The sequence below is a fragment of the Desulfosporosinus sp. FKB genome (genome assembly GCF_002196705.1).
GTDB lineage: Bacteria > Bacillota > Desulfitobacteriia > Desulfitobacteriales > Desulfitobacteriaceae > Desulfosporosinus.
This window is the reverse complement of the sequence record NZ_NADJ01000020.1, coordinates 1-19,877: the sequence shown is the minus strand read 5'-3', so window position 1 is coordinate 19,877 and position 19,877 is coordinate 1. Positions and strand designations below refer to the sequence as shown.

Here is a 19,877-nt window from a genome sequence, read left to right as displayed (position 1 = left end):
TCACCTGGATGACCTCCGTTATTTTTGATTGGATTCTGTTGGCCAACAGTCCGTCCTTTCAAAGATTAACGTGAGGTCGTCTTTTTTTCAAAGGTCATTTTTTGTTACTTACAGGAATGCTCCTCGTTAAAAAATAAAATGGCGCTTTGAGTTCACTCCAATTAAAGAGTTAACTCAAAGCGCCATTGCTTTGCTTCAGTTTCCATTGGGTCCGGCTGTGCACACCTTATGGTTGGTATTCTAGCACGTTAAATGGGTTTTTGGCAATCCCCTATTGCGTATGAATTTTGTATACCTGATGGTTCCAGATAGCAATTCCCTTGATGGAGCATTATATGGGGAATCCTCGGGTCGGGGATCTTCGCCCACACCGCTCACTCAGCATTCCAAGGCTCGCCCACTCGGTTGCGCGGGAGCAATCTTCAGCGGATAAGTATTCTTTGGAGTTAGCCGCTTCGAGCGAAAATGTCCACTGGACACTTTCGTGCCAGAACCACAGGGTAATACCTGATGTGAACCACTGGCTCCGCTCCCCACGCAACCTTTGTGGGCCTTACCGCCTCTCCATGCAATGAGTTCCCTTATGTGGGCGAAGCTCCCTTCCTCTGAGGTCTATTTATCAGAGTGGCAAAGGAGGGGGTATTGAAAAACCAACCTGAGCAGGTCGAAGATCAGCGTCCACTTTCCTTTACAATCCAAACAAGGGACTGATGCAAAATGCATAATCCCATTTTATTAAACAAAATCCTGCATAAATAGTGGTTTAAACCCTCCACATATGCAGAATTCTATTTATAAAAGCGAATAGATATTCATCATGCAACGGCCCCTTGCGAATAATTGACTGCGAATCCATATTCCGAAAAGATCAAAAACGAAGCATTATACAGGGCCTTTAATGGATGAGCTGAGCTACATGCACAATAAAGGGTCCAATATAAGGATCATAGATGTAATTTAAGAACAGAAACAAAAACATACCCACAACGCTGCCGATCATTGAACCATTGATACGGATCCATTGGAGATCGTTTCCTGCTTTTTCTTCGACAAATTGATTCAAATCTTCATTTGAGTAACTTGTGAGAGTTTCTCTGACGATCATGCCAATTTCGTGATGTTCATTTTGGATAACCTGGCACAAGATATCGATGACTAAGGAATTAAGCTGGTCTTGGAGGTGTTTATTGTTCTGAAAGTCGTTCCAGCCTTGTTGGATATAGGGAGCGATTACGTTGTTTAGGACTTCCGGGGCAGCGGAGGAAGCCGTTTCCAGGAAAATGCTCAGGATTTTGGTAAGGAGTTCCTGGAAAAATTCTTCTTGCAAAAGGCCGTTTTTCCAGGATTCAACTTGTGCTCGGAAGTCTGTGTCTGCTGTTAAGGATTCCAGATTCTTGACGAGGCTTTCCCTTAGGGCTCTGCGCAGGGGATCTGCTGGGTCATTAAACTTGCGCAGGGTAAGCAGAAGTTCGATATGCAGGGCATCTGCTGCTTCTTCCATATTTAATCCGTCAGACATTTCCACAAAACCTAATAGAGTCCGAAAAATTGACCCGCCATTGCCTAGTTTCTCAGCTTTAATGGCCTCCAAATAATTAAGAATGAGCAGGCGGGTCTCTCCTTCTGAGGCCTTTTCCCAAAGCAGTTCCGCGAAATGGTCCAGGCCTTGATCTATATAGCCTTTAGCTAACGCCCAGCGGCTTACCTTCTCAACCTGCGGAGCCAATGGCCAAGTCTGTGCTTTCTGCTGGAGAAACCCGGTTAATTTTTCTGCCAGGACGGCGGGGTCCTGTTTTTTCGCCGTGTGCCGCAGGAAAAAAGCGGCTTTGTCCGTTAAATAGGCTGCCCCTCCCTGCCTTTCTACAAACTGGATAAGTGCGTCGAGGTAAGCAATTTCGGAGATTTTCCGCCGAATTATATCCATGTGCAAGAGTTCTGTTTGGACCATCCCCGCTACAGCTTCAATGAGTTTCACGCGGTTGCGCGGGATGAGCTCTGTATGATACCCCCAGCCCAGCGGTTTTTTAAAAATGGCAGTGACCGCAAACCAATCGGCAATACCACCCACCAAAGCTGCCTCAAGAACGAAATTAAGAAGCTGCAAACCAACGCTAGCAGGGTAGATGTATTTTAAGAAAACAGACCCTAGAAAACCTATAAAGACAAGGGCAAGTGTGATGTTGGCTTTCTTATGATAATTCATCGGAACACCATCCCCAGTACATAAATCAACATCCCAACCAGGCCGCCCACAAGAGATCCGTTAATCCGTATCATCTGCAAATCATTGCCCGCCTTCTCTTCGATGAGTGCAACCAGCTTATCATTTGTTAAGGGATAAAGGCCTTCGCGGACCGTTCGTCCGATAACATCATGATGATCTTCAATTTGTTTTTCCAGGAAACTTCGGATTTCTTGATTAAAGGCCTTCCTTAACTCCGGTTTATGCTTTATTGCTTCCAGATTTTGATCCCAGTCATCCTGCAGCTTCTTCAAGCCGCGTTCTATAACTTTAGGCACTAAATCAGAACTCATTTCCCTGGTCGTCTCGGCCTCTTCAGGTATATTACTGTCGGTGTATGTAAGGGCGGTTAACGCTTTAGCACAACGTTGATTGACCTTGTCCTGCATTTCCGGGTTCGTCTTCAGGTTTATAATGCCCTTCTGAACCAATTCCTTCAGCCACCGCTCAACCGTTCCGTCCTGCAAAGCGGTCTTCCCTTTATCTATAATACCTTGGGCAAGAATTGCCGGTGAGGGCAAAAACTTGCCAACGAGTTTGCGCGTCGGATTATTGGCTCCATATCTTATTAAGGCCGCCTCTATCATATTTGTTAGTGCTCTATTGACCGTGAGTTTAAGCAGCAGTTCTTTCATTGCCTTACAAACAGCCTGCAATAAAAGATCAATTTGACCGCGCTCAAGAGAAAATTCAAGAACGGCAATTACGGTTGCAGAAAGCTCCAACCTACTTATGTTCTCTTGGCTGTTCAGATTCTCCTGCAGTAATCCTTGCAGAGATCGGGATAAACTGTTCGTGTCCAAAGAGTGACTAATTTCCTCGGTCAAGTCAACCAGCAGTTGTTTTGCAGATTCCTTAACCTGATCCTGTTGAAAGACCTTAAGCAAGTCCCCTGAAAAATCCCACATCCCTAGTTTTTGTTTCAGGACATCTTTCGTCAGTAATTCATGCTGAACCATATCTGCCAGAGCGTTGAATATCCGTTCACGATTCCTGGGGATAATTTCTGTACGCAGCAGTTTGCTATGCCTAATTCCCAAAGGCCGTCGAAATAAAGCAGTCACTGCAAACCAATCGGCAAGTCCTCCTATCATTCCCGCACTGCACCCGCTGGAGATAAGTCCGCCCAAAAAGCTTGTGGCATGAAAAGGATAACTCAACAAAAACCCTAAGGTAATTCCCCCTAGGGTGAGATTAGCGCTTTGGGTATTATTTATTTTCTTGACCATAAAACCACCTACATTAAACTCGTTAAATCTTTGGCTGAAGATACAAACTTCTTCCCTAGTTTATTCTATTTTTTAATCTTGTACCAGAGGCTCAGAAACGTTAATGCTGATTTTACGTCCCGCCAGTATTACAACAAGCACTAAAATGGCCGCCCCCGTCATATACGGCAGACCAATGTACAAGGCAAAAAGAGCTCCCCCCGTCACAGGCCCGAGGATTCTCCCAAGACTGGCAAAGGATTGAAAGAGACCAAGAGATGCTCCTTGTCCCCGATTGCTTTGTTTGGAGACAAGACTTGAACTAGTGGGAACCATTAAAGAATTGCCTACCATAAAGATAACCGTCGAGGCAACCAGAAAAACTATACTTTTATAATCCGCCGAGGCAATAATCAAGGACAAGCCGACAGCACATAAGAGCGCTCCTGTGTTGACGAGTTTAGCATCCCCAAACGTTTTGACTAATTTCCCGATAAGTCCTCCCTGAACAATCACAGCAAAGATTCCCATAATAGCAAAGGTTATCCCCATATCCGTAGGGCCAAAACCTACTTTTGCTGCGGCTAATAAAGCAAAGGTACTCTCGAACATGGACATCGTAAAATTCAGGGTGAAATTAAAAGCGAAGAGAAAAAATAAGGGGTCTTTGAGAACTTGAGGAGTAAGTCTGGCTCTCTTTCGGCCTGAGCTTTTATTCATTTCCTTAAGCGATTCCGGCAAGAAAAACCAGGTAAAGGGAAGGAGTAATAACGCCAATCCCCCTGCCACGAAAAAGGGAAGGGAGAAGCTATATTCTCCCAGGAACCCTCCCAAAGCAGGCCCAAAAATCATTCCCATCCCCATGGCCGCACCGATCATCCCCATTCCCTTGGCACGATCTGCTCCTTCGGTAATATCCGCTAAGTACGCCATAGCTGTGGGCAATGTAGCCGAGGAAACAATTCCCGCCAAAGCCCTGAGGACGATTAAGAGATAAAGATTATTGACCATGCCAAACATTAAAAAGGTCACGCCATAGCCAAGAAGTCCTATGAGGATAACGGGACGCCTTCCGATTCGATCCGAAAGCTTGCCCCAGACCGGCGCAAAAAAGAACTGCATAATTGAATATGCGGACATGAAAACCCCTAAGGCAAAGGCACCTCCGCCAAGTTTGCTGACTAAAAAGGGAAGGATCGGAACGACGATTCCAAACCCCACCATGACTAAGAATTGAATAATAAACAATATTGCCATAGGCCCAATATTTTTTTTGCTCATAAAAAACTCCTGCTTCTTCCTTTTCATCGTCTTAGCTATCCCCAAATCTGCAATTTTTAAAAAATTCAACAGAGCCATTCCCTCATTAACACCTATTCAGTAAAAGGGTTGGCTTCCAATTCAGCCAAAACGGAATTCAATTGCTCCAAAGCCGTATTTAATTTGTTTAGATGCGAAGGATCGAGCCTCTGCATTAAACAACTAAGTTTTTTCTTTCGTTCCCTCGCAAAAGTTAAGAGTGCCTCTTCTCCCTGGGGAGAAAGTTGAATGAGAACAACTCTGCGGTCTTCCTCACTGCGAGTCCGCTTAACCAGACCTAACTTATGCAAGCGATCCACAAAACTCGTTACAGCACCCAAAGTAATTTCGAACTTCTGAGCAATATCTGAGGGAGTACAGGTACCTTTCTGTTCCAATAATTTAAGGAACATCATTTGCTGCATGGATAACTCACTTGAAGTAAACATCAAGAAATTCTGGTACTTTTTCCAGACTCTTCTGAACAAAAGCTCTGTTTCTTCTATAAGTTTTAAATTCTGATCCTGAACCATAGTCTCACTCCTTACCCCGAGAGAGTATTGATCCAAGCTTATTATAAGCTTTCTAAATAGTTCAGGTCAATGTGTGTCAGGGGGACGGTCCTTTTGACACACTCTTCGAAAGACGGCAATTCATCCCCCATCTAAGAGGTGATAGACTTCTTTTCTCACGAGGTCTAAAACCATTTCAACTCATTTCTCACCACTGACAGTTTGAAAGAGTGTTGATATGACCGTCCCTTTAACACACTTGGGCTGAGAAATTTTGATTTCTAATACGTAATTTTTTTATCAATGGGTATGCTAATTTTATGTACTAATAGAAGGAGGTTTCCCAATGTGTGACAACCCTTCCCCATATAATCCTTATCAACAGCTGGACCGCTACATTGACGGCCTTCCTTATAAAAAAGAAAACTTAATTGCCATTCTGCATCATGCCCAGCAGCTTTTTGGCTACTTACCGGATAAAGTTCAGCGGCATATCGCAGCGAGACTTGATATTCCCTCAGCCAAAGTTTACGGGGTTGTAAGCTTCTACTCTTTTTTTACAATGAAACCCCGGGGAAAACATGTTGTCAATGTTTGTATGGGGACTGCCTGCTTTGTGCGAGGTGCTGAGAAATTGCAGCAAGAAATTGAAAAACAGCTTGGAATTAAAACCGGCCAAACGACGGAGGATGAGCTTTTCTCCCTTGATTCCCTGCGTTGTATCGGGGCCTGCGGCCTTGCCCCTGTTATGATGGTCGATGGCAAAGTCTACGGCCGCCTTACCCATCCGGAAGATATCAAACAGATTTTAGATGAATACCGTGAATCGTTAGCTGGAGACCGAGAACCTGCGTTGAAGGAAGGAACACCATCATGAAACTAAAAACCAGAGACGATCTTAACAACCTAAAATCCCAACACCAGGTTCTCCTTCAGAATCGACGGTCTGTCCAACCGGTTTCTGTCTCTGAGGCTCAAGGAAAGCCGAGACAAGTTATGGTCTGCGGCGGAACAGGCTGTCACGCCTCGAATAGCCCTCAGATTGTCGAGGAGCTTAAAGCGGAGCTTCAACGGCGCGGCCTTGCAGAACAAATTAATGTTCTGCAAACGGGCTGTTTTGGCTTCTGCGAAAAAGGCCCCATTCTTGAAGTTCACCCCGATAACGTTCTTTACCTTGAAGTTTCTCCCAAAGATGTGCCTGAACTTGTTGAAGAACACTTCGTTCAGGGGAAACCCCTCGAACGCCTTCTCTATCAAGATCCAAATACTGAAGAACGCATCGCTTCAGACCTTCCCTTTTATCACAGCCAAATGCGCATTGCCTTGCGCAACTGCAGCTTGATTTCACCTGAGGATATCCTGGAATATATTGCTGTCGATGGATATCAGGCCTTAGCCAAGGTTTTATTTGCCATGACACCGGAATCAGTCATTGATGTTATTAAGCAAAGCGGTCTTCGCGGCCGCGGCGGCGGAGGATTTCCAACCGGTTTAAAGTGGGAACTGACTCGTAACAATGAGGCGAATAATCGTTATATTATTTGCAATGCTGACGAAGGTGATCCGGGAGCTTTTATGGACCGCTCAATTTTGGAAGGAGATCCTCACAGCGTTTTAGAGGCCATGTTGATAGCCGGACATACCATTAGTGCCTCTCACGGCTTTATCTACATCCGAGCTGAATATCCCCTGGCCATTCATCGCCTGGAAATTGCCATCAAACAGGCCAAGCAGTATGGCTTACTTGGCAAAAACATTTTAGGCAGCGATTTTTGTTTTGACATTGAAATTAAATATGGGGCAGGTGCCTTTGTCTGCGGAGAGGAAACTGCACTCATTCATTCTATCGAGGGAACCCGCGGCGAACCTTCAGTTAAACCGCCCTTTCCCGCTCAGCAAGGACTTTGGGGTAAACCAACCTGTGTCAATAATGTAGAAACCCTGGCCAACATTCCCCCGATTATTTTAAAGGGAGGGGATTGGTTCGCAGGAATTGGTACAGAAAAAAGCAAAGGAACCAAGGTCTTTGCTTTGGCAGGAAAAGTCAACAATGTAGGACTGGTGGAGGTTCCTATGGGAACGACACTGCGGCAAATTATTTTTGATATCGGCGGGGGAATTAAGCATCATAAGACCTTCAAAGCCGCGCAAACGGGAGGCCCTTCTGGTGGATGCATCCCCACAAAATTTCTGGACACTCCGATTGATTATGAATCCTTGATCGCCATTGGTTCCATGATGGGATCGGGCGGTCTGATTGTTATGGATGAAAGCGATTGCATGGTAAACATCGCCAAGTTCTATTTGGAATTTACCGTCGACGAATCTTGTGGCCGCTGTACAGCCTGTCGAGTGGGGACGAAACGTCTCCACGAAATTCTTACGAAGATCACCGAAGGCAAAGGAACCCTCGATGATTTAGATCAGCTTGAGAAATTAGGCAAGACCATTAAAGATTCTTCGCTTTGCGGCCTGGGCCAAAGCGCCCCCAACCCCATCTTATCCACGATTGAATATTTTCGGGACGAATACCTCGCTCATATCGTTGATAAGACATGCCCGGCGGGCGTTTGCAAAAGCTTGCTCAGATACGATATTACCGATAAATGCAAAGGCTGTACTCTTTGTGCCCAGAATTGTCCTGCAGGCTGCATTACAGGCTCACCCAAAGAACCACACAGCATTGACCAGGAACGCTGCCTAAAATGCGGGGCCTGTTTGGAAAAATGCCGTTTTGACGCCATTATTCACCACTAAGGGCCCCAGAAGGAGGATTCTCTATGGATGTAAAATTAACGATTAACGACATACCCCTTACTGTCCCGGAAGGAATGTCTATTCTAGATGCTGCGAGAACCGTTAATATCGATATCCCAACCTTGTGTTATCTGAACTTACACGAGATGAGGCTCAATAATCACATCGCTTCTTGTCGTGTCTGCCTGGTCGAAGTAGAAGGCCGTCGGACGTTGGCCCCCGCTTGCTCAACTCCGGTATCTCACAATATGGTCGTCAAAACAGATACTCCCCGAGCTATCCAGGCCAGACGAACCATGGTGGAGCTCTTGCTCTCCGACCATCCGAAATCATGTTTAACCTGCGCTAAGAATTTGGATTGTGACCTCCAGGCTCTCGCGGCCGATCTTGGAGTGCGCAATATTTCCTACGAGGGTGAAGAAACTGAGTTTGAAATCGACAAATCAAGTCTGGCTATTATTCGTGATCCTAACAAATGCATTCGCTGCCGGCGCTGTGAAACGATGTGTAATGATGTGCAAACTGTCGGTGTTTATTCCGCCGTCGGGCGTGGTTTTGAGACCGTTGTAAAAACTGCTTTTGATTTACCCCAGCATGAAACCTCATGCACCTTCTGCGGTCAATGCATTGCTGTCTGTCCAACAGGAGCGTTAATGGAATTGGATCAAGTCGATAAGGTCTGGAAAGCTCTTAACGACCCGACACGCTATGTTATTGTGGAAACAGCCCCAGCAGTGAGGGTTGCGCTGGGTGAAGGTTTTGGTCTGGAACCGGGGACTATTGTCACAGGCAAAATGGTGGCAGCTCTCCGCCGTCTCGGCTTTGACCGTGTCTTTGATACTGAGTTTGGGGCAGACGTCACGATTATGGAAGAGGCAACAGAATTTATGCACCGTTTGAAACATGGAGGACGGCTGCCGATTCTGACAAGTTGCTGCCCCGCCTGGGTTAAATTCTTTGAACATCAATTCCCTGATCTCCTGGATATCCCCTCGACCTGCAAATCCCCTCACGAAATGTTAGGGGTCTTAGCCAAAAGTTATTATGCGGATACCTACGGCATTGATCCTCAAAAAATAACCGTTGTATCAGTCATGCCTTGCGTCGCTAAGAAATACGAGGCTGCCCGGCCGGAACTCGGTCAAGATCCTGTCACACCGGATGTGGACATTGTCATTACCACCCGTGAGTTATGCCGTATGATTCGGGAAGCCGGGATTCACTTTGAACGGCTTAACGATGAAGAGTTTGACCATCCCTTAGGCGAGTCAACGGGAGCTGCCGTTGTTTTCGGCACGACGGGAGGGGTTATCGAGGCCGCCTTAAGAACCGCTTACGAATGGCTGACAGGAAAACCTCTGGAACATGTCGAGTTCGAGAATCTTCGCGGCATGGATGGCATTAAAGAAGCCGTTGTCCCTATCGAAGGGCGGGATTTTAAAATAGCAGTAACCCATGGTCTGGGCAATGCGCGCACAATTCTGGAAAAGATACAATCCGGTGAAGCCCAGTATGATGCCATCGAGATTATGGCCTGTCCAGGCGGATGCATCGGCGGCGGAGGACAGCCTTATCATCATGGCAATGTGGAAATCCTTAAAGCTCGGGCTGCCGCCATCTACGAAGAAGATCGTTCCAAACCCCGCCGTAAATCTCACGAAAATCCTGCCGTTATAGAACTGTACAAAAACTACATCGGCGAGCCTTACGGCGAAAGGGCTCATGAACTTCTGCATACCAGCTTCACTCAACGTCCTAAGATTTAGTAGGTTCCTCTATTTCACTTCTATTGTAACCCCCCAAGAGAATTTTCTATCCGTAATAGCGCTATCAGCTAATAGGTGACATACTCCCGCCACCTACGCTAACGCTAGTATTATTACCAGGCTATCCCCGTTTGCCCAACGGTTCTAAGTTATTGATTAGGCTATGCCCCACAGGCGACAGCCTTCATGTTTGATATTAATAGCTGCATTTATGTCGCGATCCAGCTCTTTGCCACATGTGCAAATCCAAACTCTATCGTCAATTGTCAATTCTGCTTAATTGTTCCGCAAATAGTATTTGCCTGTAGGTGTTTTCCTTAAGGTCGCAGATGATGTCAATTACTTATGGCAAAGAATAGATTAAGAATCACTGTTACCTCAAAGGTTAGCTCATTTGGAGATGGTTATGCTACAATAACAGTAAATAATTCTCTACACGGGGGACACAATGGAACACAAATTTTCGAGAACTGAACTATTAATTGGCAGTGAGGGCTTAGAAAAACTTCGCCTGAGTACGGTCCTCATTTTCGGAATAGGCGGAGTCGGTTCCTATACCGTCGAAGCACTGGCGCGCGCCTCAGTTGGCCATTTAATCATGGTTGATTTTGATGAAATTAGTATTTCAAATCTCAACCGTCAAATCCATGCTCTTCACTCAACGATTGGTGAAGCGAAGGTAGACGTTATGAAACGCCGAATCAAAGAGATAAATCCGGAGGCTCAAGTTGAAACCTTCAAAGAATTTATTTCAGCAGATAATGTTGATAATTTCCTGCAAAAAAAACCGGACTATGTGGTGGATGCCATCGATACAGTTTCCAGCAAAGTCATTTTAGTCAAAGAATGTCTGGCACGGGAAATACCGTTAATCTCAAGTATGGGGGCCGGTAACAGGCTTACTGCCGAAAATTACCGAGTCAGTGATATCTCTAAGACCAGTGGTGACCCCCTGGCGAAAACCATGCGCAAATTGCTGCGTCAAGAAGGGATCACTCGTGGCGTGAAGGTCGTTTCCAGTTCTGAACTTCCGATCGCCCCTCTTTCTTCATTCACTCCGGTCGCTCCTTCGTCCGACAATTCAACGACAATTAATTCTGAAAGCGAAGGAACCATCACGATGCAAAAGCGTCAAACTCCAGGAAGCATCTCCTTTGTGCCATCGGTAGTAGGATTGCTCATAGCGGGAGAGGTTGTCCGGGATTTATTAATGAGATAATATAGGATACTATTTATTATGCATAACCTGAAAACATTACCCAAGTGGAACTTTCCCAAAGAATCTACATAAACATGAAAGCGGGGACTAAGTTGTCAAACTCAGTCCCCGCTTTCTTAAAGTTCATTTCTTTAAAGATCCCCAAATAGTGATTTTGTGATCTTTAAAGAAATGAGTAGAGATTAACAAATTAAGTAGTTTGTTGTTCTTGCTTGTTGGCCAATCTCCTTGTCGTCCTGAAAACCAACGTAAAGCATCCTATATCAATAAGGCAGTCTCCAATACTAAACACTTGTTTCTGAAGCCCAGGAACAGCCAAATAGAACCGATCCGCCAAAACTTTTAAATGAGTTGCTGCAGTCATTAATCCATGCGTACCCTGTCCGGCCAACAAGGCCTTTCGACTGGCTTCCGGCAAAAAAAGGGGATCGACGGGCATAGCCCCCCCGTTTAAAGCTATTACCAATGTATTGAGGAAAACTCCCCCGGCAATTAACCATATTCCATTTAGGGAACGATTCCGTAAAGTAAAGATCAGCAGCAAAAGATATGATCCGGTATCAAGAAACGCGCTTAGCCAACCAGGAACCAGGCCGATATGGCGCAGGCTCGCCCAATAAACGACGCCTTGCAATAAAAAAGCCATTGGGACAAGCCAAAACTCCCGCAAGGCCAGCTCACCCAAACGACTTAGTTTTCCTCCGCATAATAGACTTATAATCAGTGATAAAATCAAGGTTTCAATAAGCATTCTTTACCTCAACTTCCGTCAAATTCAAATGTGCTCAGTAGGACTAAGCTATCTGAACCTTCCCGGCATTCATTATCTGGGATGCTGATTCCGTTGTGACGGCTTTACAAAAAACCTCGACCAATTTAGGGTCTAATTGTGATCCGGCAACTTTCTTCAGCTCTTCAATGGCTTCCTCATGAGTCTTACCTTTGCGGTAACTCCGATCTGACGTAATAGCATCATAAGTATCGGCTACAGCAATAATTCGGGACTCCAGGGGAATATCTTCTCCTTGAATCCCATCGGGATAGCCTTTTCCATCATAACGCTCATGATGATGGCGAACTACTTGTCCGATATCGAACATAAATTTTATGCTTTTGATAATGGTTTCACCAATGACCGGATGACTGCGAATGGATTCCCACTCCGAATCCAACAGTCTTTCTTTCTTATTAAGAATATTCTCACTTACTCCGATTTTACCCACATCATGCAATACAGCAGCATATTTAAGAAATTCCATTTTATCTTCAGACATATTAATTCCTTCGGCAATAGCAACGGCATATTTCCCAACTCTTTCGGAATGTCCGCTGGTATAGGTATCTTTAGCTTCAAGTGCTTGTACTAATGCCTCAACTGTATTAAGGTAATTCTCACGCATATCTATATAAAGTTGGAAAGAATGTCGGGATACTAATAGTGGTATGAAAAGCAAAAGTAATCCGAAAGGTCCGTAATTTTTATAAATTAGGGCCATAAGTAAGCCCAAAGGTGCTAAAGCTATAAAATTTGGTATAGACCATCTAATATTATTCAACCAAATCTTCCACGGGGATTTATTTTGCAATTCACCAAGGGCAATTGAAACTATCGTCATATTTGTGAACATATACACTACCGCTGCACCTAAATAAATAAGAATTAGCCGAGGCGTAAACGTACCTCTAGTGCCTACAAATTCAATTAGTATGCTGGTTAATCCAATTGAAACAACAAATTGAGAAGCATTAAATATTCTTTTATAAAGAGGTTGGCCTCTTACTTCTTTCCCAAAAACAAACAATCCCCCTATAGCTACTACAGAGGAGGAAATCCCCAGTGGAAATAAAATTACCACGCATAGAAACACTGCAAAGCTTACAGTTACATAGCCACCTCTGGGCAGGGAAACTGGCAGAGATTCGCTCGCAGAAGCCAAAAGTCCAAATATAAGTACACTAAGAAATGCTCGAAGTGACCAATCCATCTTGAGGATTGACCCTAAGCAAATCATCGATGCCACTATAGTAATGAAGTAAAAGAACTTTGAAAAGTTATTAGGCAAATCCTTCATTTATAACCTCATTTTAATGGCCGACCAAATTAACAATTAAATTCTATAGCTAGCGCCGCCGGCAAGAACGAGTGTTACAAGAACAGTGATTACTTTAAACAATTTGCTCATTGCGGTAAACCTCCTTGATTTTTTTCAAAGGTATAGTTTAACCGCTCCGCTCTTTATCCGTTCCGCTGTTTTTTCCGCTTCGCTCAAGGGAATTAAACAGAATTCAAAATCTAATTATTAATAAGTCGGCCAAAATTAGCAAGTTTAATCGTTTATGAGAAATTTCAGCTTTCTGTTGACTGCATCAAGAGTCGCCTTGACCACTGCTTCTCGGTCATCACTCCGAACCAAAGCACATCCGGTCAAAGACTGCTCTCCTGTGGAGGCTATCAAGGTTATAGAAACTAAAGCGACCTCTTGTTTAGCCAGCCGCATAATACCTACATCTTCAGTTACAAACAAAAAGTCTTTTAATGTAATGGAAGCAAGTGCTTTAAGGGTCGCATCGACGAAGAGGCGTAGTTTGTTGTAGGCGGAAGATGGTCCGTCCGCGATTCCCTCAATCAGCTTATCTCCAGACAATAGCTCAACTTTAACTTCAGCCATACCATTGACGGTTCTGAGGGTCACACCGACCAATTTTGGCCGGGTTGACTCAACAACAGCAAGTGCGTTGTTTTCCTCATCATCCCCGACTTGCGCCACACTGATCTTTTTATGATCGACCTCTAAACCAAACTGTGCAGCCATCACTGATTCGACATCTCGGACAACCTGCTTAGGAGGCCTTCCTGAATTAGCCAGAACATGGACTTCTTCGATTTCTCCTTGATTATTCAAATTAATACGAGCAGCGATCACCGATTTAATTTGCATAATGGCCTGCTCCCAGTCTTGGCTAGAAAAAGTCACTTCCGACATGAAAACACTCCTCGATCCTTTAAAATAAAATTTAAAGTTCTATCCAAGGTTATTTTCGACGTGAGAATTCTTTTTCCTCCAAAGTAACTGGCAATTATGACAAAAGTTTCATATGGAATTTATGCAAGGAAAATAGGTTTTTATGGAGAATATACAATAGTTTTACTTCCTTCTTATGGCTTTTAGATATGGTAAGGTTACTTAGGAAAGTTCTATTCACTTTTAAAGGAGCGACCTTATGAGCGAAACTAGCAAAGAACCCCAGATTGCCGACAACGTATTTCTTGCTGATGGCAGTAAAGTCCTGGGGGATGTGAAAATCGGAGAACATTCCAGCGTATGGTATAATGCGGTTATTCGAGGTGATCTGGCAAAAATTCACATTGGGGACTACACTAACATCCAGGACTTAGTGATGATTCATGTCAAAGGCAATCAGCCTGTAACTATTGAAGACCATGTTACGGTAGGACATTCAGCAATTCTTCACGGCTGTACCATTCGGAAAGGTTGTCTTATCGGAATGGGGGCGATTGTGCTTGATGGTGCTGTAATCAATGAAGGAACTACCATCGCCGCCGGTACTATTGTCCCTGAGAATAAAACTTATCCGCCTCGTGTCATGCTAATGGGAGTACCCGCGAAGGTGGTAAGAGAACTCACTGAAGGGGAAGTTCAAGCAATCTATGAGACCGCGGAACGTTATGCTCGTAAGGCGAGAGACGCAAGTAAAATCTGTGGTTAACACTTAAGGAGCCAGAGTCCTGCCCCTAAAAATGCATTCCAATGGCAATAGCTAATAGCTTCCTAAAGAAAAAAAGAGTTGCAGCAAGCTGGTTCTCCAGTTCGCTGCAACTCTTATATTCAGCATTTAATTATCCTAAGAAGATCTTCAGATCATCCTCAACATTAGTGATACCTGCAATACCAAAGTTTTCAACGAGAACTTTAGCAACATTCGGGGATAAGAACGCCGGGAGCGTGGGGCCTAAGTGAATGTTTTTTACACCCAGATAAAGGAGGGCCAGTAAAACGATAACTGCTTTTTGCTCATACCAGGCGATGTTGTAGGAAATAGGAAGCTGGTTCACATCGTCGAGTCCAAAGACTTCTTTGAGTTTCAGAGCAATTACTGCCAAAGAGTAGGAATCGTTGCATTGGCCGGCATCAAGAACTCTGGGAATGCCGCCGATGTCTCCCAAATTGAGTTTATTATATTTATATTTTGCGCAGCCTGCGGTCAGAATTACCGTGTCTTTCGGCAAAGCCTCGGCGAAGTTGGCGTAATAGTCGCGGCTCTTCATGCGGCCATCGCAGCCGGCCATGACGAAGAAGCGTTTAATTGCACCTGATTTTACTGCTTCAACAACTTTATCGGCAAGGGCCAGGACCTGATTATGAGCGAAGCCTCCGACAATTTCTCCGGTTTCAATTTCAGTGGGGGCCGGGCATTGCTTAGCGTGTTCAATAAGGGCGGAGAAATCTTTGGTTTGGCCGTTGCCACGGTCAGAGATGTGTTTAATCCCTTCAAAGCCTACAGCTCCTGTTGTGTAGAGACGATCTTTGTAGGAATCCTTGGGAGGAATCAGGCAGTTCGTCGTTAGTAAAATCGGTCCATTAAAGGAATCGAATTCTTTATCTTGTTTGTACCAGGCATTTCCATAGTTACCTACGAAGTTGTCGTATTTCTTAAAGGCCGGATAGTAATGGGCCGGAAGCATTTCACCGTGAGTATAAACGTCAACACCTGTACCTTGGGTTTGAATCAGTAATTCTTCGAGATCTTTCAGATCGTGTCCGCTGATCAGGATGGCAGGATTGTTTCTGACCCCGATATTCACTTTAGTCAGTTCAGGATTGCCATAGGTTGTGGTATTAGCCTTGTCCAGAAGAGCCATAACTTCAACGCCGTATTTTCCTGCTTCTAAGGTCAAGGCAACGAGAGCATCCGCTGCTAAGGTATCATCCAAAGTTGCTGCTAAAGCTTTTTCAATGAAGGCAAAAATTCCATCGTCTTTATAAGCCAAGGTATAAGCGTGTTCCGCATAGGCTGCCATTCCCTTTAAACCGTAGGTGATTAACTGTCTCAAGGAACGAACGTCCTCATTTTCTGTCGTTAAAATTCCCACGAGAGCTGCCTTCTGATCAAATTCCCCGGCAGAAGCTGTCCATGTTGCAGCATCATGCAAGTCTGCAGGTATGGTGCCGCCTGCTTTAATAATGGCTTGCTTGAGTTCGTCGCGAAGTTTTAGTCCTTCCTCAATTCTTGCAACGAAACGGCTTCTGTCAAAGTTAGCATTGGTGATCGTGGTAAAGAGGCTTTCCATAATGAATTTATCAATCTCCGGTCTGACAATCCCCATAGCTCGTGCTTGAAGGGCAAAGATAGAAATTCCTTTTAAGGTATAGATGAGAAGATCTTGCAAATTAGCAACATTTTCCGTCTTCCCGCAAACTCCTTTAATGGTGCAGCCGGTTCCTTTAGCTGTTTCCTGACATTGAAAGCAAAACATACTCATTCACATTTCCCCCTAAATTTTATTTAAAGTTTTGTCTTAACTCAACCTGACAATAGTTAGTTTAAAGCAAATTAGGGGAAAACACTGTGACCAAGACAAGTCTTTTGGTGTGATAAAAGTCACACCCAATAACGCCCTAAATAGATTTTAGCGCAATCGTTATTCGACCTCCATGAGTATATCATTCTCAATCATAATTCTGAATCTTACTCGAATCTTATCTGAACCTTGATCTGAATCACTGTTAATCCTTATCGAGGTATTGCAAGTAGTTTTGCCCTTTATCAATCTCCGTACTCTTGGGAACTCTCAATAAAACGTCACTCCAACCAAAACTAGAGCTTAAACCATTTTGCAAGTTCACCGCATTTTTTCCTTCAAATTGGCTCAGAGTAAAATTCGTCTTGAATAATTTAAGTGTTAACGTTTGTCGAACAGGTTCTATTACTAATAATCCATCTTGAAAGGTAACTTTGGGCGGCTGAAGCAGTTTCGTATAGTCAATATCTCCAACATAAAAGGGAGTACTGTAGGTCAAAACATCAATCTTGCCGTCATCCGTCTCTTTCTGCTCAACGTAAATTTGAAAGTGTCCCGGGTTCGGGGCAAAACCAAGTTTTACTGTCCCTTGATCTATTTTAAACGTCTGCCGACTGTTCAAATACAGTCCGGGCTGGCTCTCAAAATCCTTCTGAGTTCTAATGGAGGGGTAGGTAGTAACCCATACATCTCCTTTTTGTATGCTCCCCCCTGTATGGCTTCTCTCCATCAATCCAAAACCATTATTGGGCAATACCGCTGCAATCACAACGGATAAGATCAGGCCAAGGAGATAAACGCCTGCTATAATCGCACTTTTTCGCCAGCTCATAAAGGTCACAACTATAGTTACAAGTTTCGACGCCAGCATAATTACAATAACCAATATGACAACAGCTATGGGAAGACCAATGATACTCATTTCCTCACCTCCATGCGATTGGAAAGCAAACAACTGAGGGAAAACAATATCAGAGACGAAAGAATAATTCTTATTGCGAATATTAACGGTGACGTTTCGGAGGCAAAGAAATCATAGGATAGCTTTAAAACTTGCGGATTTACTCTTGCCAGTCCGAAGAGAGCCGAGGGGTAAAGTACTACAAAGAGCACATGGATCTGAATTAAGATTCCTAACAGATAGCCCATGGAAGCTATTAGGGTCATATAGAGACCTGTCGTAATAATCCCTAACAAAATGTTTGAAACAACCGGGTAGAAACCGTTAACCCCTATCTGAGAGCGATCAAAAGCGAAATACATAATGATTTTAAGCACAAAGCCCATTAAAGATGATGATATGCCACCGAAAACTATTGCCGTCAGCAATAGACCCACGTTGGACAAATGACTTGATAAACGATTCGTAACAAGAGTAAAATCCATAGTTCTATAATTGATTGACGTCAATCTTAAGGCCATAAAAAAAATCCAAATAAATGTAAAAGCAATCATTATATCTCCGGAATAATATTTAACGTTGACTATCAAAGTATCAGAAGCACTGGACATACTTTGAATTCCGCTGAGGGAAAACAACAAAGCCAGGACTTGGATAAAGATCAAAGAATAGACCCCGGAAGTATTAGCCTTTAACTTGTAGACATACTGTCGAGAAGCGACCGATAATACATTATTGCTTAAAGACATGGTCAATCCCCCCTTTGCTATTGTCTGTTAAGTAAATACACAGGTCTTCCAGTGATACCGGCAGAAGTTCAAGATCTGCCTGTTTAAGGAACTCTTGAGAGGTTAACCCTTGTTTTTTTATTACTGCATATAAACTCCCCTGGGCGAACTCCTCAGTATGCAGAAGTTCCTGCCCCTTCAGCCGCTCTAAAACCTTTTGCTTTGGCCCCTTAAGTCCAAGAGCATATTCTTTAAGCTCAAGGACAGATTGGTGAAGGCATTTAGTCCCGCCCCTGAGAAGAAGAATATCTTCCAAAATATCCTCCACTTCACTCAACAAGTGACTGGAAAGGATTATAGTGCGAGGATATTCCAGGTAGTCCTTAAGCAAAGCCCGGTAAAAGTCTTTTCGTACAGCGGAATCCATCCCGCTTGTCGGTTCATCAAAAATTGTCAGCGGGCAACGGGCAGCAAGGCCGATAATCATGTTGAATGTACTCTGATTGCCCTTAGATAAGCTGCTATGACGCTGCTTAGGATTGAAGGAAAAGTACTCAAATAATCCGTGAGCAAGTTTTGCGTTCCAATTTTGATAGAAGTGAGCAACTTCGGTTAAGATATCATCGAGCCTAAAGGCAGCGGGAAAAACCATCTGGTTGTCGATGAAGATGATATTGGCAGAGACCTGAAGACTGTCAAAGGGATTCTGAGAAAACACGTTGATCTCTCCCCGGCTGGGCTTCAAGTACCCGGCTATGAGTTTCAGCAGCGTTGTTTTTCCCGCACCATTTCTGCCGATTAGGCCGGTGAGTTTATTTTCTTCGATTTGGAAGGTCAGATTATCTAAGGCTAAAATTTTGCCATAAGATTTGGTAAGATTCTCCCCCTGAATAACTGTCATTCTTAATCCTCCTCAATCTCATTGAAAACCTGGTGTATCAAATCCATTAATTCGGTCTCTTTAACATCCAGATGCTTCGCTTCAAGAACAAGTTCGTTAATCATCTGTTTTAAAACCTGGCTTCTGCGCTTTTGAAGAATAAACTGTTTGGCATTCGGTGCTACAAACAGACCCAAGCCTCGCTTCTTAAAAGCAATAGTTTCATCCACGAGAATATTGAGCCCTTTGGCTGCAGTAGCAGGATTAATGTTAAACATTTCTGCCAGTTGGTATTGTGAGTAAATACGTTCCCCCTCTTTAAGGTTAGCCCGCAAAATTTCTGTTTCCAGCCATTCGGATATTTGAATGTAGATAGGTTTCATACTGTCGGAATTCAGGATCACATTCTCACTTCCCAAATTAGAGATATCAGATCTATGTAGTGCGTTACTGATGTAATGCAGTATATATTCTTTTGCATTATTTTTCAATGTAAACATTGTTTCCTTAAATGTCGAAAAACCATAAAGAATAAATTTGGAAGGATATGCCATATTCGTGGAGAAATCTACTAGTGGACTTGTTCAGCTAAAGCTGGACATCGGGACCACTCCCACCTGTAGAAGTGGGAGTCTTACGCTTGGATGAATACAGTAAGAACCATATAGGATGTGAGAAAAATGAAATTGATAATAATCTTATTATTTAAGTTTCGCACCCTGATAGGAGTTATTTCCCGGCGGAAACTTGGTCACCAGTTTGAGTTCTTGCATCTTAACTCAGACAATTCCATTGGAATTTTACTGTTTAACAAGCTTTATCA

At 43.8% G+C, this 19,877-nt stretch carries 18 protein-coding genes; 5 read left to right on the top strand and 13 right to left on the bottom strand.

Annotated elements, in window-relative coordinates; translation table 11 throughout:
* Positions 1 to 895 precede the first annotated feature (895 nt).
* The 4 genes from B5Y67_RS06620 to B5Y67_RS06605 all read right to left on the bottom strand — a co-directional run bounded on the left by B5Y67_RS06620 (position 896) and on the right by B5Y67_RS06605 (position 5,282).
* Positions 896 to 2,203: a DUF445 domain-containing protein gene (locus tag B5Y67_RS06620; RefSeq protein WP_088225711.1), complete on the bottom strand. Its 1,308-nt coding sequence runs from the start codon at positions 2,201 to 2,203 to the stop codon at positions 896 to 898.
* Positions 2,200 to 3,471 carry a DUF445 domain-containing protein gene (locus B5Y67_RS06615; protein ID WP_088225710.1) on the bottom strand — a complete coding sequence of 424 codons (1,272 nt, stop codon included), beginning with the start codon at positions 3,469 to 3,471 and terminating at the stop codon, positions 2,200 to 2,202. The genes B5Y67_RS06620 and B5Y67_RS06615 overlap by 4 nt, the downstream gene beginning before the upstream one ends.
* Positions 3,472 to 3,543: 72 nt before the next feature.
* The gene (locus tag B5Y67_RS06610) at positions 3,544 to 4,731 is read right to left on the bottom strand and encodes an MFS transporter (protein ID WP_088225713.1); all 1,188 of its coding nucleotides are present in this window, start codon (positions 4,729 to 4,731) and stop codon (positions 3,544 to 3,546) included.
* Between the two features lie 92 nt (positions 4,732 to 4,823).
* Positions 4,824 to 5,282 (bottom strand): MarR family transcriptional regulator, encoded by a 459-nt coding sequence (locus B5Y67_RS06605; RefSeq protein ID WP_088225709.1) that lies wholly within the window; start codon positions 5,280 to 5,282, stop codon positions 4,824 to 4,826.
* 325 nt (positions 5,283 to 5,607) lie between these two features.
* Here B5Y67_RS06605 and nuoE point away from each other — a divergent pair, with 325 nt between their 5' ends.
* From nuoE to B5Y67_RS06590, 3 genes are read left to right on the top strand one after another with little or no spacing between them, the layout of a single operon-like run.
* Positions 5,608 to 6,138 (top strand): NADH-quinone oxidoreductase subunit NuoE, encoded by a 531-nt coding sequence (gene nuoE / locus B5Y67_RS06600; RefSeq protein WP_088225708.1) that lies wholly within the window; start codon positions 5,608 to 5,610, stop codon positions 6,136 to 6,138.
* Entirely contained in the window at positions 6,135 to 8,018 is a 1,884-nt protein-coding gene (locus tag B5Y67_RS06595) for an NADH-quinone oxidoreductase subunit NuoF (protein WP_088225707.1), read from the top strand. Before nuoE ends, B5Y67_RS06595 begins: the two co-directional genes overlap by 4 nt.
* A gap of 23 nt (positions 8,019 to 8,041) precedes the next feature.
* A complete protein-coding gene (locus B5Y67_RS06590; RefSeq protein WP_088225706.1) occupies positions 8,042 to 9,784 on the top strand; it encodes an NADH-dependent [FeFe] hydrogenase, group A6 in 1,743 nt (580 codons plus the stop codon).
* A 156-nt stretch (positions 9,785 to 9,940) separates the two neighbouring features.
* Here the strand turns inward: B5Y67_RS06590 and B5Y67_RS06585 are convergent, their stop codons facing one another.
* Complete coding sequence (locus B5Y67_RS06585) at positions 9,941 to 10,054, bottom strand: zinc ribbon domain-containing protein (protein ID WP_088225705.1); 114 nt, start codon at positions 10,052 to 10,054, stop codon at positions 9,941 to 9,943.
* Positions 10,055 to 10,232: 178 nt separating this feature from the next.
* On the opposite strand from B5Y67_RS06585, the gene B5Y67_RS06580 reads away from it, so the two are divergent.
* A complete protein-coding gene (locus tag B5Y67_RS06580; RefSeq protein WP_088225704.1) occupies positions 10,233 to 11,003 on the top strand; it encodes a tRNA threonylcarbamoyladenosine dehydratase in 771 nt (256 codons plus the stop codon).
* Positions 11,004 to 11,193: 190 nt separating this feature from the next.
* On the opposite strand, the gene B5Y67_RS06575 is transcribed toward B5Y67_RS06580, so the two are convergent.
* The 3 genes from B5Y67_RS06575 to B5Y67_RS06565 form a co-directional block, all read right to left on the bottom strand.
* On the bottom strand, positions 11,194 to 11,754 hold the full coding sequence (locus B5Y67_RS06575) for a DUF5317 domain-containing protein (RefSeq protein WP_088225703.1): 561 nt from the start codon (positions 11,752 to 11,754) through the stop codon (positions 11,194 to 11,196).
* Between the two features lie 43 nt (positions 11,755 to 11,797).
* The gene (locus tag B5Y67_RS06570; RefSeq protein WP_088225702.1) at positions 11,798 to 13,075 is read right to left on the bottom strand and encodes an HD-GYP domain-containing protein; all 1,278 of its coding nucleotides are present in this window, start codon (positions 13,073 to 13,075) and stop codon (positions 11,798 to 11,800) included.
* A 255-nt stretch (positions 13,076 to 13,330) separates the two neighbouring features.
* Complete coding sequence (locus B5Y67_RS06565) at positions 13,331 to 13,987, bottom strand: hypothetical protein (protein WP_088225701.1); 657 nt, start codon at positions 13,985 to 13,987, stop codon at positions 13,331 to 13,333.
* Between the two features lie 238 nt (positions 13,988 to 14,225).
* Here B5Y67_RS06565 and B5Y67_RS06560 point away from each other — a divergent pair, with 238 nt between their 5' ends.
* A complete protein-coding gene (locus B5Y67_RS06560; RefSeq protein WP_088225700.1) occupies positions 14,226 to 14,732 on the top strand; it encodes a gamma carbonic anhydrase family protein in 507 nt (168 codons plus the stop codon).
* Between the two features lie 130 nt (positions 14,733 to 14,862).
* Here the strand turns inward: B5Y67_RS06560 and hcp are convergent, their stop codons facing one another.
* From hcp to B5Y67_RS06535, 5 genes are all read right to left on the bottom strand, one after another.
* Positions 14,863 to 16,506: a hydroxylamine reductase gene (hcp, locus tag B5Y67_RS06555; protein ID WP_088225699.1), complete on the bottom strand. Its 1,644-nt coding sequence runs from the start codon at positions 16,504 to 16,506 to the stop codon at positions 14,863 to 14,865.
* Between the two features lie 244 nt (positions 16,507 to 16,750).
* Complete coding sequence (locus B5Y67_RS06550) at positions 16,751 to 17,467, bottom strand: hypothetical protein (protein ID WP_088225698.1); 717 nt, start codon at positions 17,465 to 17,467, stop codon at positions 16,751 to 16,753.
* Positions 17,464 to 18,195, bottom strand: a complete 732-nt coding sequence (locus B5Y67_RS06545) for a hypothetical protein (protein ID WP_088225697.1) — start codon at positions 18,193 to 18,195, stop codon at positions 17,464 to 17,466. Before B5Y67_RS06545 ends, B5Y67_RS06550 begins: the two co-directional genes overlap by 4 nt.
* The gene (locus B5Y67_RS06540; RefSeq protein WP_088225696.1) at positions 18,179 to 19,075 is read right to left on the bottom strand and encodes an ABC transporter ATP-binding protein; all 897 of its coding nucleotides are present in this window, start codon (positions 19,073 to 19,075) and stop codon (positions 18,179 to 18,181) included. Before B5Y67_RS06540 ends, B5Y67_RS06545 begins: the two co-directional genes overlap by 17 nt.
* A 2-nt stretch (positions 19,076 to 19,077) precedes the next feature.
* Positions 19,078 to 19,458 (bottom strand): GntR family transcriptional regulator, encoded by a 381-nt coding sequence (locus B5Y67_RS06535; protein ID WP_170932614.1) that lies wholly within the window; start codon positions 19,456 to 19,458, stop codon positions 19,078 to 19,080.
* Positions 19,459 to 19,877 lie beyond the last annotated feature (419 nt).